At 69.2% G+C, this 13,437-nt stretch carries 16 protein-coding genes and 2 pseudogenes; 14 read left to right on the top strand and 4 right to left on the bottom strand.

Features of this window, described 5'->3' with window-relative positions; all coding sequences use genetic code 11:
* Positions 1-128 precede the first annotated feature (128 nt).
* From dnaK to dnaJ, 3 genes and pseudogenes are all read left to right on the top strand, one after another.
* On the top strand, positions 129-2,012 hold the full coding sequence (gene dnaK / locus GO592_RS37430; RefSeq protein WP_007297535.1) for a molecular chaperone DnaK: 1,884 nt from the start codon (positions 129-131) through the stop codon (positions 2,010-2,012).
* Positions 2,009-2,785: pseudogene (grpE, locus tag GO592_RS37425) on the top strand (nucleotide exchange factor GrpE); the annotation flags it as partial. The gene dnaK and the pseudogene grpE, both read left to right, overlap by 4 nt.
* 279 nt (positions 2,786-3,064) lie before the next feature.
* Entirely contained in the window at positions 3,065-4,255 is a 1,191-nt protein-coding gene (gene dnaJ, locus GO592_RS37420; RefSeq protein WP_007297537.1) for a molecular chaperone DnaJ, read from the top strand.
* Positions 4,256-4,351: 96 nt separating this feature from the next.
* On the opposite strand, the gene GO592_RS37415 is transcribed toward dnaJ, so the two are convergent.
* Positions 4,352-4,750: a hypothetical protein gene (locus GO592_RS37415; protein ID WP_007297538.1), complete on the bottom strand. Its 399-nt coding sequence runs from the start codon at positions 4,748-4,750 to the stop codon at positions 4,352-4,354.
* Positions 4,751-5,417: 667 nt separating this feature from the next.
* Here GO592_RS37415 and GO592_RS37410 point away from each other — a divergent pair.
* The 6 genes and pseudogenes from GO592_RS37410 to GO592_RS37385 all read left to right on the top strand — a co-directional run bounded on the left by GO592_RS37410 (position 5,418) and on the right by GO592_RS37385 (position 8,148).
* Positions 5,418-6,862: pseudogene (locus tag GO592_RS37410) on the top strand (WS/DGAT/MGAT family O-acyltransferase).
* A 75-nt stretch (positions 6,863-6,937) separates the two neighbouring features.
* Entirely contained in the window at positions 6,938-7,150 is a 213-nt protein-coding gene (locus tag GO592_RS37405) for a hypothetical protein (RefSeq protein ID WP_007297539.1), read from the top strand.
* Positions 7,151-7,221: 71 nt separating this feature from the next.
* Entirely contained in the window at positions 7,222-7,377 is a 156-nt protein-coding gene (locus tag GO592_RS37400) for a hypothetical protein (protein ID WP_157234239.1), read from the top strand.
* Positions 7,378-7,443: 66 nt separating this feature from the next.
* Positions 7,444-7,584 (top strand): hypothetical protein, encoded by a 141-nt coding sequence (locus GO592_RS37395; RefSeq protein ID WP_039951300.1) that lies wholly within the window; start codon positions 7,444-7,446, stop codon positions 7,582-7,584.
* Between the two features lie 21 nt (positions 7,585-7,605).
* Positions 7,606-7,947, top strand: coding sequence for a hypothetical protein (locus tag GO592_RS37390; protein WP_007297540.1), 342 nt, complete (start codon positions 7,606-7,608; stop codon positions 7,945-7,947).
* A gap of 51 nt (positions 7,948-7,998) precedes the next feature.
* On the top strand, positions 7,999-8,148 hold the full coding sequence (locus GO592_RS37385; protein ID WP_007297541.1) for a DUF1931 family protein: 150 nt from the start codon (positions 7,999-8,001) through the stop codon (positions 8,146-8,148).
* A 326-nt stretch (positions 8,149-8,474) separates the two neighbouring features.
* Here GO592_RS37385 and GO592_RS37380 read toward each other — a convergent pair whose 3' ends face one another.
* The 3 genes from GO592_RS37380 to GO592_RS37370 all read right to left on the bottom strand — a co-directional run bounded on the left by GO592_RS37380 (position 8,475) and on the right by GO592_RS37370 (position 9,479).
* On the bottom strand, positions 8,475-8,867 hold the full coding sequence (locus GO592_RS37380) for a hypothetical protein (RefSeq protein WP_007297542.1): 393 nt from the start codon (positions 8,865-8,867) through the stop codon (positions 8,475-8,477).
* Between the two features lie 58 nt (positions 8,868-8,925).
* Positions 8,926-9,099: a hypothetical protein gene (locus GO592_RS37375; protein WP_157234240.1), complete on the bottom strand. Its 174-nt coding sequence runs from the start codon at positions 9,097-9,099 to the stop codon at positions 8,926-8,928.
* Between the two features lie 239 nt (positions 9,100-9,338).
* Positions 9,339-9,479, bottom strand: a complete 141-nt coding sequence (locus GO592_RS37370; protein WP_167540984.1) for a hypothetical protein — start codon at positions 9,477-9,479, stop codon at positions 9,339-9,341.
* A gap of 637 nt (positions 9,480-10,116) precedes the next feature.
* On the opposite strand from GO592_RS37370, the gene GO592_RS37365 reads away from it, so the two are divergent.
* The 5 genes from GO592_RS37365 to GO592_RS37345 all read left to right on the top strand — a co-directional run bounded on the left by GO592_RS37365 (position 10,117) and on the right by GO592_RS37345 (position 13,375).
* Complete coding sequence (locus GO592_RS37365) at positions 10,117-10,404, top strand: hypothetical protein (RefSeq protein ID WP_202715284.1); 288 nt, start codon at positions 10,117-10,119, stop codon at positions 10,402-10,404.
* Positions 10,401-10,628, top strand: a complete 228-nt coding sequence (locus GO592_RS37360; RefSeq protein WP_039952644.1) for a hypothetical protein — start codon at positions 10,401-10,403, stop codon at positions 10,626-10,628. The genes GO592_RS37365 and GO592_RS37360 overlap by 4 nt, the downstream gene beginning before the upstream one ends.
* A gap of 217 nt (positions 10,629-10,845) precedes the next feature.
* On the top strand, positions 10,846-11,115 hold the full coding sequence (locus GO592_RS37355; protein WP_007300002.1) for a hypothetical protein: 270 nt from the start codon (positions 10,846-10,848) through the stop codon (positions 11,113-11,115).
* A 570-nt stretch (positions 11,116-11,685) separates the two neighbouring features.
* A complete protein-coding gene (locus GO592_RS37350) occupies positions 11,686-11,943 on the top strand; it encodes a DUF7218 family protein (protein ID WP_007300001.1) in 258 nt (85 codons plus the stop codon).
* Positions 11,944-12,217: 274 nt separating this feature from the next.
* Entirely contained in the window at positions 12,218-13,375 is a 1,158-nt protein-coding gene (locus GO592_RS37345) for a glutamate--cysteine ligase 2 (RefSeq protein WP_007300000.1), read from the top strand.
* Positions 13,376-13,437 lie beyond the last annotated feature (62 nt).

Raw genomic sequence — 13,437 nt, 5'->3', positions numbered from 1 at the left:
AGAAAACATACTGTGTTTGCGGCATATTTTCTTGACCTAGGTTGTTGTACGGAGAGATAATTGAACTGTCAACGGAAGGGTTCGGCGGGTGCGCCGACGGTGCGCCCGGGGTGTGAGGAGGGAACGTCATGGCACGGGCGGTGGGAATCGACCTGGGCACCACGAACTCGGTGGTGTGCGTGCTCGAGGGCGGCGACCCGGTGGTGGTCGCCAACTCCGAGGGCTCACGCACGACACCGTCGGTGGTGGCGTTCGCGAAGAACGGTGAGGTGCTGGTCGGCCAGCCCGCCAAGAACCAGGCGGTGACGAACGTGGACCGGACGGTGCGGTCGGTGAAACGGGAGATCGGCACCGACTGGCATGTCAAGATCGACGACAAGAACTACACCGCGCAGGAGATCAGCGCCCGGGTGCTGATGAAACTCAAGCGGGACGCGGAATCGTATCTGGGTGAGGACATCACCGACGCCGTGATCACCGTCCCCGCCTACTTCAACGACGCCCAGCGTCAGGCCACGAAAGAAGCCGGCCAGATCGCCGGGCTGAACGTGCTGCGGATCATCAACGAGCCCACCGCGGCCGCCCTGGCCTACGGCCTCGACAAGGGCGAAAAGGAACAGACCATTCTGGTCTTCGACCTCGGTGGCGGCACCTTCGACGTCTCGCTGCTCGAAATCGGCGAGGGCGTCGTCGAAGTCCGGGCCACCTCCGGTGACAACCACCTCGGTGGTGACGACTGGGACGACCGGATCGTGAAGTGGCTGGCCGACAAATTCAAGGCGAGCAGCGGATTCGATCTGACCAAGGACAAGATGGCGATGCAGCGACTGCGGGAGGCCGCGGAGAAGGCCAAGATCGAACTGTCCTCCTCGCAGAGCACATCGATCAACCTGCCCTACATCACCGTCGACGCGGACAAGAACCCGCTGTTCCTCGACGAGCAGCTCTCCCGCAGCGAGTTCGAGAAGATCACGTCCGATCTCCTCGACCGCACCCGGGCCCCGTTCCAATCGGTGATCACGGACGCGAAGATCTCCGTGGGCGACATCGACCACGTCGTGCTCGTCGGTGGTTCCACCCGGATGCCCGCGGTGACGAATCTGGTGCGCGAGCTGACCGGTGGGAAAGAACCGAACAAGGGTGTCAACCCGGACGAGGTCGTCGCCGTCGGCGCCGCCCTGCAGGCCGGTGTCCTCGGCGGTGAGGTCAAGGACGTGCTGCTCCTCGACGTCACCCCGCTCTCGCTCGGCATCGAGACCAAGGGTGGCGTGATGACCAAGCTGATCGAGCGCAACACCACCATCCCGACCAAGCGGTCCGAGACCTTCACCACCGCCGACGACAACCAGCCCTCGGTGCAGATCCAGGTGTATCAAGGTGAGCGTGAAATCGCCTCGCACAACAAGCTGCTCGGCAGCTTCGAACTGACCGGAATCGCCCCGGCCCCACGGGGGGTGCCGCAGATCGAGGTCACCTTCGACATCGACGCCAACGGCATCGTGCACGTCACCGCCAAGGACAAGGGCACCGGCAAGGAGAACACGATCCGGATCCAGGAGGGCTCGGGCCTGTCCAAGGAGGATATCGACCGGATGATCCGCGACGCCGAGGCCCATGCCGCGGAGGACGCTCAACGCAGAGAGGAAGCGGAGGTCCGCAACCAGGCCGAGTCGCTGGTGTACCAGACCGAGAAGTTCATCAAGGACAACGAGGACAAGGTGCCCGCCGACGTCAAGGACAAGGTCCAGTCCGCGATCAAGAACGTCCAGGACGCGTTGGCCGGCACCGACATCGGCGCGGTGAAGACCGCAGTGGAGAAACTGGGCACCGAGTCCCAGGCCCTCGGCCAGGCCATCTATGCCGCCCAGGCCGCCTCGGAAGGCGGGACGGGCGGGGGCGACGGCGGCGCCGGCGCGGCCGCCGGAGCGGGTGCGCCGGGGAACGGGCAGGGCGCCGACGACGAGGTCGTCGACGCCGAGGTGGTGGACGAACCCCGGGAGGGACACCGATGAACACACCACACGACGAGCAGCAACGATCCGAACAGGCCGGTCGCGGCAGGGGCAACGGGCGGCAGCCGCCCCGCGAACCGATCGCGATCACCGACCGACGCCGTATCGACCCGGTCACCGGCCGGGTCCGCGAGGACACTCCCGGATCCCGGCCCCCGCACACGGACCGAGGAGCGAAACCGACGCTGGGCGAGAAGGCGGGCACCGCGCCCCGGGTACCGGGAGCCCCGCGGCCGGAGTCCCGGCAGACCGACGCCGACCGGGTGGCGGAACTGACCGCCGATCTGCAGCGGGTGCAGGCCGAGTACGCCAACTACCGCCACCGGGTCGAGCGGGACCGGGCCGCGGTCGCCGAGAACGCGAAAGCGACGGTCGCCACCGCGTTCCTCGGTGTTCTCGACGACCTGGACTGGGCCCGCGAGCACGGCGACACCGCCCGCGAGCCCCTGCACAGCCTGTACCGCAAGATCCGGACCATCCTGGCCCGGATGGGGGTGGCCGCGTTCGGCGAACCCGGGGACCGCTTCGATCCCACCCTGCACGAGGCCGCCAGCCACGAAGGCCACGGCACCGACCTGGTGGTCGACACCGTGCTGCGCCGCGGCTACACCTTCGGTGTGCACAAGGTGCTGCGGACCGCCTTGGTCACCGTGATCGACCGCGACCAGTACGAGAACAACGACCCCGACGATCCACCAGAACCCCAGGAGGCACCCGGCACGAGCCGGTCCGACCCCAGTTCGGCCGACCCTGAACCGCCGGCCGACCCGGATCCGCCACCGGCGGACACCGGTTCAGCTTCACCGCCGGACACCGGTTCGGCCCCGCCGGTCGTCCCGAACCCGCCGGCGGGCACCGACCCCTGGTCGGAGGCCGTGGCGGATGGGGGCCGCGACGCCGGGCCCGAGAACCGGGGTCCGGACCCGAACCCCTACCGCTGCGGGTGAGGTCCACCGAGACCGGGCGCAGCTCCACACCATCGGTCCGCCCGGCCTGGCCCGGATGGGGGTGGACGGTGATGCACCACGGATGAGGGAGGGAGGAGATTCGCTGTGACGCAGCAGGAGTGGATCGAACGCGACTTCTACGCCGACCTGGGTGTGCCGTCGACGGCGTCGGCGGAGGACATCAAACGGGCCTACCGCAAGCTGGCCCGGCAACTGCACCCGGACGCCAACCCGCACGACCAGGCGGCCGGGGAACGATTCAAGGCGGTCAGCGAGGCGCACGCGGCGCTCTCGGACCCGGCCACCCGCGCCGAGTACGACCGGACCCGGCAGCTGTACCGGTCCGGGGCGTTCCGGCGGGCCGGCACCCGCTCCGGCGCCGGCGGCGGCGGCGGGCCGGCCGGCGGAATGGGCGGGTTCGACCTCTCCGACCTGTTCGGCGGCGGGAGTTCCTCATTCACCTCCGGCGAGGCCGGGTTCGGTGACGTGTTCGGGGATCTGTTCCGCCGCAGCGGCACCCGCACAACCGCGTCCCGCCCGCGGCGGGGCAGCGACGTCGAGGCGCAGACCCGGCTCCCGTTCCGGCAGGCCGTCACCGGGGTGGTGTTGCCGCTGCAGGTCAGCGGGCCCACGGTGTGCACCAGCTGTCACGGTAGCGGCGCCCGGCCCGGAACCCAGCCGCGGCGGTGCCCCTCGTGCGGCGGCGCCGGAACCCTCACCCGCAATCAGGGCGGCTTCGGGTTCAGCGAATCCTGCGACGACTGCCGCGGCACCGGGGTGATCGTCGACTCCCCCTGCACGGACTGCCAGGGCACCGGGGTCGGGCACCGCACCCGCACCATCAACGTCCGCATCCCACCGGGAGTGACCGACGGCCAACGCATCCGGCTGCCCGCGCACGGCGAGCCCGGGCTGCGCGGCGCCCCGTCGGGGGACCTGTACGTCACCGTCGGGGTGGACCCGGATCCGGTCTTCGGCCGCGACGGCGACGATCTCACGGTCACCGTGCCGGTCGGCTTCGCCGAACTCGCGCTCGGCACCACGATCTCGGTGCCCACCCTCGACGGTCGGGTCAGCGTGAAGATCCCCGCCGGCACCCCGTCCGGTCGGACCTTCCGGTTACAAGGTCGCGGCGTTCCCCTCCGCGGCCGGGCGCCGGGCGATCTGCGGGTGACCGTGCAGGTGGCGGTGCCCGCCGGGCTCAACCAGAGGGCTATCGATGCCCTGCGCGCCTACGAGAAGGCCGAGAAGGCCGCCGGATTCGACCCCCGCACCACCTGGCCCGGCCGCCGGTAGAGGTTGAGGGTCTTCGATTACGGTGTCGCCGTGGTCGTCCGGTGGTGCGCAGCCGTGGGAGCAGCAGTCCGAGGACGACCATCCAGCCGAGGGACCCTATTCCGGCGGTGGGTCGGGCAACGCCGGGGTGGGAGCGTCGAGCAACGAGTTGAGCCAGGTCAGCGCCTCGATGAGGGCGGTGACCCGCACCTCGGAGTCGGGTTCACGTGCGGCGGCGCCCAGGTGCACCCGGGCGGCGGCGGGGTCACCGGCCAGCAGGGCCAGCACCGACCGCGCCACCCGGGCCTGCCGCGGGGGAAGCTGCCGGGCATCGACGACCTGCCCGCCGCCGGTGCGGACCTCGAGGACGAACGCCTCCCCCTCCGCGGCGCGGCCCAGCCGGGCCACCGCCACGTCGGCGATCGCACCCGTCAGCCAGGTCAGCACACCGCCGTAAAAGCTCCCGGGCCCCGGGACGATGTCGGGCGGCGCCGCCAGCGAGGACAGCTCCCACACGCCTTTTCCCGGGGCATCGGCGCATCGAATCCGGGTCGCATCCGTGGGCCGGTTCCGCACCGGGTCGGCCGCCGATCGGCGCGATCCGGTGCCGCCACAACACCTGCGCCCCAACGTCATACGCGAGGAACCGTGCCCGGTCCGATGGTGCGGGGTACGTCGTAGTCGATGCTGTACCTGCTTCCTCTCGGGCGCCGCGAACAGGCCCGGGTAGAGCGTGCGGCGTAGTCGATACCGTGCCTGCCTCCTCATGATCGGGTGGTGTATGGCGGGCCCTCCGGGTCCGGCCCGCTCTGCCCCGATGCGGGGGTGCGGCAGCCCACGCGACGTGCCGCCGGAATCGGACAAACCAGCCGAATTCGGGCATGTGATGCCACGCACCACGCCGCCCGGGTTGCACGGCGAACCGAGCAGGCGAACGGTTCGCGAGCACCCGCGGCGCGGCGGAGGTTCGACATTCCTGCTGGTGACACCGGGTGTCAAAACAGTGCTGGACGAACGTTCATATAGCACAACCCGGGCGACCTGCTGTACAAATGATGCCAACGACACCTTGTTGTGATGTATTTCACACATCTTTGTGATGTGGTGTCGCGGACGTTTGTTGTGCAACCGCCGGCCCGGACCCCGCCGACGGTCGCACCGGGGAGAAAAGGGTTTCGCACCGATGCTGTTGCCGATGTCGCCGACCGATTCATTGTTTCTGCTGGGGGAATCCCGCGAACATCCGATGCACGTGGGTGGGCTGGCGGTGTTCACCCCGCCCGAGGGCGCCGACGCCGGGACGGTGCGGGAGATGTTCGAGGCCGCCGTCGACGACGAGCAGGTCGCGCCGTTGTTCCGCCAACGTGCCCGCCGGTCGCTGACCTCGCTGGGCCAGTGGGGATGGGACACCGCCGGGGACGTCGACCTCGGTCATCACGTCCGCCGGGACGCGCTGCCCCGCCCCGGGGGCACCGAGGAGCTGTTGACCCTGGCCTCCCGGCTGCACGCCACCCTGCTGGATCGGTCCCGCCCGCTGTGGGAGATGCACCTGATCGAGGGCCTGGCCGACGGCCGGTACGCGGTCTACACCAAGATCCACCACGCCCTCGCCGACGGCGCGTCGGCGATGACCCTGCTGCAACGCAGCATGAGTGAGGATCCGGACCGCCGCGGCATGCCCGCCCCCTGGCAACCCACCCGCGGCGAGGACGCCCGCGCCCGGCTGAGAACCCCTTCCACCGGGAACCCGCCCGGCGCCCTGACGTCCATCCCGAATCCGCTGGCCCTGCCCGGACAGGCGCTGCGGACCGCACGCGATATGGTCGGCGAGATCGCCGGTCTGGCACCGGCGGTGGCAGCGGCAGTGGAGCGGGCCCGCCGCACCCAGGGCGGCCCGTGGGCGCTGAACGCCCGCACACCGTGCTCAACGTCCCGATCGGCGGGGCCCGGCACTTCGCCGCCCGCTCCTGGCCGCTCGAACGGGTCCGTCTGCTCGCCAAACACGCCGACGCCACCGTCAACGACATCGTCCTCGCCCTGTGCGCCGGAGCGCTGCGCCGCTTCCTCGACGGGCTGGGCGCGCTGCCGGCCGATCCGCTGATCGCGATGGTCCCGGTCAACCTCCGCGGCCCGACGTCGGAGGCGGACCGCGACGGGGCGGATCGGGCCGGGAACCGGGTCGGGATGCTGATGTGCAACCTGGCCACCCACCTGCCCGACCCCGCCCACCGGCTCGAGACCATCCGCACCTGCATGCGCGAGGGCAAGGCGTCGCTGCGGGCCATGAGCCAAACCCAGGCACTCGCCATCAGCGCCCTCGGTGCCGCCCCGATGGGGTTGGAACTGCTCACCGGCCGCCGCGGTCCGCAGCGGCCGTCGTTCAACCTGGTGATCTCCAACGTCGCCGGACCGTCCACCCCGCTGTACTGGAACGGCGCCCGGCTCGACGCCCTGTATCCGCTGTCCATCCCGGTCACCGGGCAGGCACTGAACATCACCTGCACCAGCACCGACGACCAACTCGTCTTCGGGCTCACCGGCTGCCGGAAGGCCGTGCCGAACCTGCACCCGATGCTCGACCACCTGCACACCGAACTCGAGACCCTCGACACCGTCGTCGGCCTCTGACCCCGCCACTACAGCGGCGACGAACCACCGATCGACCGATTCACCGCACCAGATCCGGGAGAAGGGACACCGTCCATGCACCCCACCACCACCCTGACCGGCCCCCGCACCGCCGACGTGGACCGAATGCGCCCGGCCGGGCGGCTGCGGGCCGGCGCGGTAATCGGCGCCGTCGCCGCGGCCTGTGTGACCGGCCCGGCCTGGATCGTCACCGGATCGGCCGGGGCGGGCGCCGTCATCGCCGCCGCCACGCTCGCCGCGGTCACCGCCGCCGCCCTCATGATCTGAACACCCTCACGAGCTGAACACCACTGATACCGAGAACAATTCGCCGGACCCAGGAAGGTAGGACACCCGTCATGAGTGTCACCGCCCATCGAACATCCACCACCGGTGCCCGGACCGCCGCCCTCAGCACCGCCGAGATCAAGGCCCGGCTCGCCGCCATGTTCGCCGACGAACCCACCGACGATCCGGATCCGGGATCCCCGACGATGCGCGGCACACCGAATTGACCGACAAACCAAGCATTTCCGTACCGGCCACCGACCCGGCCGCAGCCCGAGGAGGAACCTGCTCTCGTGAACACCAACGTCGCCCTGCTGCTGCTCGTTCTCGCCGGCGGAATCGGCGGCACACCCGCCCTCCAGGCTGCCCTCACGCGTCCCGCCGGTCGCCGCCGCGGCCGCGGCCGCGCGGTCCCGTTCCACCCCGGCGGCTGAGGATCGGGGGGAGGACACCCGATGGGAGTGATCGGCGCCGCCCGCACCCTGTTGCGGGTGCAGTACGAGATCGTCCGGGCCCCGATGTCCGTCCTCGACCAGTCCGTGCTGCCGGTCGTCTTCGACGACGGCGCCCCGGCCCGGTTGGCATGCGAGCACCTCCTGGTCGGCTGTGACCGCGCCGCCGCCCGCTGGCTCGCCGACACCCCCGCGTCCGCCCGCGCGGACCGGCTGCGCCGGCGCAGCGCCCCGACCCGCTACGCCCTCGCCCGCGGCAGCCGCCGGACCCACCTGGCCACCGACGCGGTCCTGGCGAGGCACCGGGCCCGGTTCGAACAACGACGCCGCCACACCGCCATCTGACCGGGCACACACGCCGAGGCTTCGGCCGAAGGGCGACGTTCTCCCCGAGATGTGGACACCGAGTCCCTCTTTCCTGACCTGGTCGGCGGGCTGGCCGTCACCCCGGCCCGCACGTTCACCGTGACCGCGCCGGGCCTGCCCCGGACCGGACCCGCGCACTGGGAGGCTGTCCGCATCCTCACCACCGACCTGCATCTGTGATCCGCCCGGACCACACCCGGTGTCCGGCGCATTCGGTCGACGACGCCGGAACATTTTCGGCACTATGGGTGTGAACTCCGGTTGCGGATAGTCGACCGCCGTGAGGAGAGGGTTGCCATGGTTCTTCTACGTCCGGTATGTGGGCGCCGGTACTGGGAGCAGCAGGTCTTCACCGAGCAGCACACCCAGCGACGTACCGACACCTCTCCCCCGTCTGCAGAAAGCCCGGCCTCGCTGGTCGCCCATTACCACCGCGGCCGGACGAACGAGGACTGCAGTGTCTGCGACGGTGTCGAGCACGCAGATCGGCCGCCGTCCTCGAGGGGTCAGGGGCACACGGGTACGACCAGGGTGTAGATCTGCTGCGTCTGCTCCGGGGTGGGTGCGGTGCCCCGGTTCTCGGCCTGCTCTGCGATCGTCGCGAGGACGGTCTGCTCGTCGACGCCGTTGGCGAGGTCGATGCAGGGTTCGATGGCGATGTGTTCGATCGACGCGTCGTTGCGGTCAACCGCCAGGTCCGGGTATCGGGCACGGAACATCGCGACGAAAGCGTTGAGGTCGGCATGGTAGCGGTCCATCACCGCGGCCCGGTCCATATCCTCCACGGCACCGGTGGTCTCGGAGGTGGCCGTGGTTGCGTCGGGATCGGTATCGGAGCTGCAGGACACCAGCGCACCGACCGTGGCCGCGGCGAGACCGATTACACGGGCGGACTTCATGACCGCAGGCTAGTGCGTAGCCGCGGGCAACGGCAGGCCAAGCCGACGGAAGACGGGATCAGCCGTTGATCGGTTCGCCGATAGCGACAGGTCCGGGGCAACCCGGGGTTGCGCACTCGTACAGGTCGGTCTCGATCAGCACGCCGCCGAGGCTGGCATAGACGTAGTGCCGGAACGCGGCCTGACCGCACGTCACACAGTCCTGATCGATCTGAATCCACTCGCCTCCCACGGGTTTGAATCCTAAGCTAAGCGGACGCGACGGCCCAGCGGCCGGTCGGTGCGTGGATTGACGGGCGACGAAGCCCGCCCCCGGCAGGACGGGTCAGCCGGCCGGGGAGGACTTCCGGCCGTAAGTCGATCGTGCCGGACAGCATACCCGCGGGAAACCCACTGCGAAGGCGATTACTCGGGTCGACGGGCGGCTTCTCGTCCTTTCTCGACCCCGCGGACGAAGTATCAAGCCCGAACTCACGACCACCGCGGTCGTTGACACCGGGCTCTCACGCGCTGGCCGAACCATCGCAGCGCCCCCAGCTCCACCATCGCCTCGCCCGCGCCGAGCTCCCCGTTGTCGCCCTCGACCGCAGCACCCGCCGACGGAGTGCTCATCGGGATCCGCCGGATCGGAACCGCGGACGCCTTCGCGAACTGGTCGGCGCCGCCCGCGCCTCCGGCCAGGTGGTATCCGGCGCCGGTGGCGGCGGCGAGCTCGCCGGGAGGACCCGCTGGGGTAGGGCCCGGGTGTGGGCATCCGGTCCCAGACGACTCTGGTGACTCGTAGGACGGACCGGGCCAGGCGCAGCGACGTAATCAGGCCCCGGTTCCATTGCGGTACCACCACCATGAGGGACACATGATGCCTGAGCGTGGGCAGCACCGCGTGGACGGAGTGCTCGTAGTTCTTGTCGACTACCTACCCGTCGAACCGGTCCTGCATCTGCCGACCGAGCAGCTCGTCGACGTCCTGGCCCTAGCCGACGTCCTGAACGACCCTTCCTCCCACAGACCGAGCTCGCGACCCGCTGGCCTGCATCGACATTGCCTTCGACCGAACTCGACCACCGTCACGGTGGGGGTCTTGGTCGTTCGCCCAGGTGACGACATGCCGGTGATGCGATACAACGGAACCCGACACGGATTGTGACCCAAAGCACAGTGCTGCTGGGCCGGTGACCCGGTGACCGGCCGGTGTCCACTCGCCCGGTATTCGGGTGGGTGGTCTCCGGAAGTGCCAAGGGAGAAGGGAATGCGCATGCTCATCTCGGCGAAACTCGGAGTCTTCCCTGCTCGCGGTGACGGCGGTGGCACCGCGGCGACGACCAGAACCCTCCCGGCGGCGCCGCCGGTCTCCGTTGGTGCGGTGATCAAGGCCCGGATAGCGGCGATGGTCGTGGGCGACCGTATCCGGCCCGGGGAGGTCGTCCTCGACGTCCTGGGCAGCGTCGACTCCCCACCGCTCGGTCCGCGGTCCGCGGTCCGCGGCCGCGGACCGGGCGGGGCGGGGCGGGGCGGGGCGGGGCGGGGCGTGAGATGACAATCGTGCCGGACGGCGGGGCCGTCGACCGCGGTGATCGGCAACGGCATCCGATCCGGGACGAACCCGACCCGCGCCTCAGCGCGGACGAGACGATCCGATGGCCCGACCCGAGTCCGCTGGACGGATGGTGGCGACGCGTCATGTCCCGCCGACCACCCCAGACGCACCCGGCACCGCACCCGAGCCGGGCGACCGGGGACACCGCCGAAACCGCACCCTGATGCCCGCACGGTGGAAGATCGCAGCTCGCTCGCCCGGTGCGAATCGGGTATCCCAAGTTGCCGACCCCGGAAGCCAGCGGCTGTGGGTGGCACCTCGGCAACGATGACCGGTGCTCACGGCTCGGCTGGTCCCCGCGGTGCACGCCAGCAGCCGATGACCTGCTCGCGCCCGCTGTACTTGCACCACATGGCATTTCAAGGAAGGTGGTACCCCCATTTGACCTGGATACTCTGGATCGGCGCCTTGTTGGTGACGGGCGGTTGCGTTGCCCGGCTCAGCGGTCGGGCCCCGGCCGCGGGGATCCTCTACTCGGCCGCCGCACTGACCTTCGTCGTCGTGATCTGGGAAACGACCCGATCACCCCTGTCGGAGACATTCATCGTCACGGCCGTCCTCGCATTTCTTGCCACCCTCGTTCTGGTGGCCCTCACCGTCATCCCGGACCGACCACGGGAATCGAACAGCCGCACCTCACCTGGCCCGTGACACCCGATCGCGTTGGTGGCCGCGGGTCGAGGCGAGATCGCTTCAAATCGTCGAGGTCAGCGGACGGATGACCCCGATCCGGCTGAAGTGCGGCGCGCCGGATCCCTGACTGGTGAATGCGGCGGGACCGGGTCCGCCAGCAGGAGACAGATTCGACACCGAGACCGCCCTCAGATGAGTGCCCGGACCCGCGTGCCGCCACACAGTTGAGTTCTGTCTCGCTGCCTCTGAGGCAGCGAGACGGACGATTGGGCTGCGTAGAGTGGATCGATCCGGGCCGGTGACTCATGCGTTCGCCCGTCCGCCCCGGGTGAATCGATTCGCCCACGCCATCACGTTTGTCCAACCCGCGCCTGCACTGAGTCCGGCCCGTACCCACGGCGCGGCACCGAAACAATCTGGACGCCGCAAACCGGCAAGGTCCGTCGACCACATCGATCAGTACCTGCAGCAGAGCACACAAGGTGACTCGCCCCTGCTGTGGTCGACCACCGAATCCTGTGCCCAATCGGTACAGGTATCGCGATTCGGGTACCCGGTGAGGGGCAAGCGATTCGAGGAGGAAACACGATGCCGCGGTCATCGATCAAGGACGAGAAGGTGTACCAGGAGGTACGGAAGGACGGCGCGTCGAAGGAGAAGGCCGCGCGGATCGCGAATGCGGCCGCCAACCGCGGCCGCTCCGACGCCGGCCGTCGGGGCGGAAAGTCGTCATCGTATGAGGACTGGACCGTTGAGGAGCTGAAGAAGAAGGCGAAAGAGGTCGGCTTGTCGGGGTATTCATCCAAACGGAAGAACGAGTTGATCGACGCACTACGCAACCACTGATTCCGCCGGACGACGACCGCAACAGTACGTCCCATCTGCGTCGGGCTCGAGGAAACGCCCAAACTGCGGCGTCCGGTGTCTACGTGGGGAAATTCTCATCGTCGTGGAACCGTCTGACCCCTTAAGGAGAGTCGGCGGGTCCGGCCATCCAGCAGATTTCATCGTTGCCCGAACACATTCGATCCTCGGTCTCACTACGAGGAACGTGGGCGGTACCACCGCTTGGCGCCAGGTCGGATGCGGATGGAGTCGGGTCTCGGACGAGAGGCTCACGATGGCAACCACCACCGTGCCGACGAAGCCACGCCGCGATGAAATACCCACCCTCGGCGTGGAGGAGGAATTCGTCCTCGTCGATCCACATACCGGCCGACCCAGCCTGAGCAACACCGACGTCATCGCTTCCGGTCGCGAGCTCGGCATCACCCTTCAACCGGAGCTGTCACGCTGTCAGATCGAAACCGCCACCTCGATCGGCACGCACATCCGGGATCTGCGTGACCAATTGTGCGAGTCCCGTGCCGTGACCGCCGACGCGGCCGCCCGCACCGGGTGTCAACTCCTCGCCGTCGGCACCCCGATGTACAGCCCGCCCCACGACTCGATCACCGACACACCCCGACATCGGCGGATCGCCGAACAATTCGGAGCGCTCGCGACCGGCGTGATGTGCGGATGCCACGTACACGTCGGGGTGCCAGGTCGTGAGCAGGCGATACAGATAATCAACCATCTACGACCGTGGTTGCCCACGCTGCTGGCGCTCACCGCGAACTCCCCCATCGCCGACGGCTGCGACACCGGCTACGCCAGCTGGCGATACATCCTGTTCGGGCATTGGCCCAGTGCAGGGCCGCCCCCGTATTTCGACTCCGCGGCACACTACGATGCTGCGCTCGCGAAGATGCTCGAGAGCGGCGCGATCCTCGACAACCGCATGGTTTTTTGGGACGTGCGGGCCGCGGATCATCCGCCGACCGTGGAGGTCCGCATCAGCGACGTCCCCGCCACCGTCGAAGAAACCATGACCCTGACCACCCTGGTGCACGCGTTGGTCATCACCGCCGCGGACGCGATCGAGCGCGGCACACCGGCACCGACGGTTGATCACGAGGCGCTGCGCGGGGCGTGCTGGCGGGCGGCCCGCGACGGGCTGAGCGGGCACGGTTTCGATCTGACCACGATGGGTCTAATACCCGCACCCCGGCTGATCTACCAACTGCTGACCCACGTCAAGCCCGTTCTCGTGGAACTGGGTGAGTGCGGGCAGGTCACCGGGTCGTTGGCGGCGGTCCTCGAGCACGGCAACGGCGCCATCCGGCAACGCCGAACCCTGGCCCGTCACGGCAGGGTCGCCGACGTGATCGCCGAATGTGCACGCCGTACCTTCGAAGGATGCCTTACCGAACCGGACGATGCGCTGCCGCTCTGACCGTCCACGCCTCGATTCAGTGGGCATCGGCATTCCCAGGTGGGAGGTCGTATACGTGAAGC

Origin of the sequence: Rhodococcus sp. 21391 (assembly GCF_016772255.1) — a bacterium.
Classification (GTDB): Bacteria; Actinomycetota; Actinomycetes; order Mycobacteriales; family Mycobacteriaceae; genus Rhodococcus_F; species Rhodococcus_F opacus.
The sequence above is the reverse complement of the archived record's forward strand: the minus strand, read 5'-3'. Positions and strand labels throughout refer to the sequence as shown.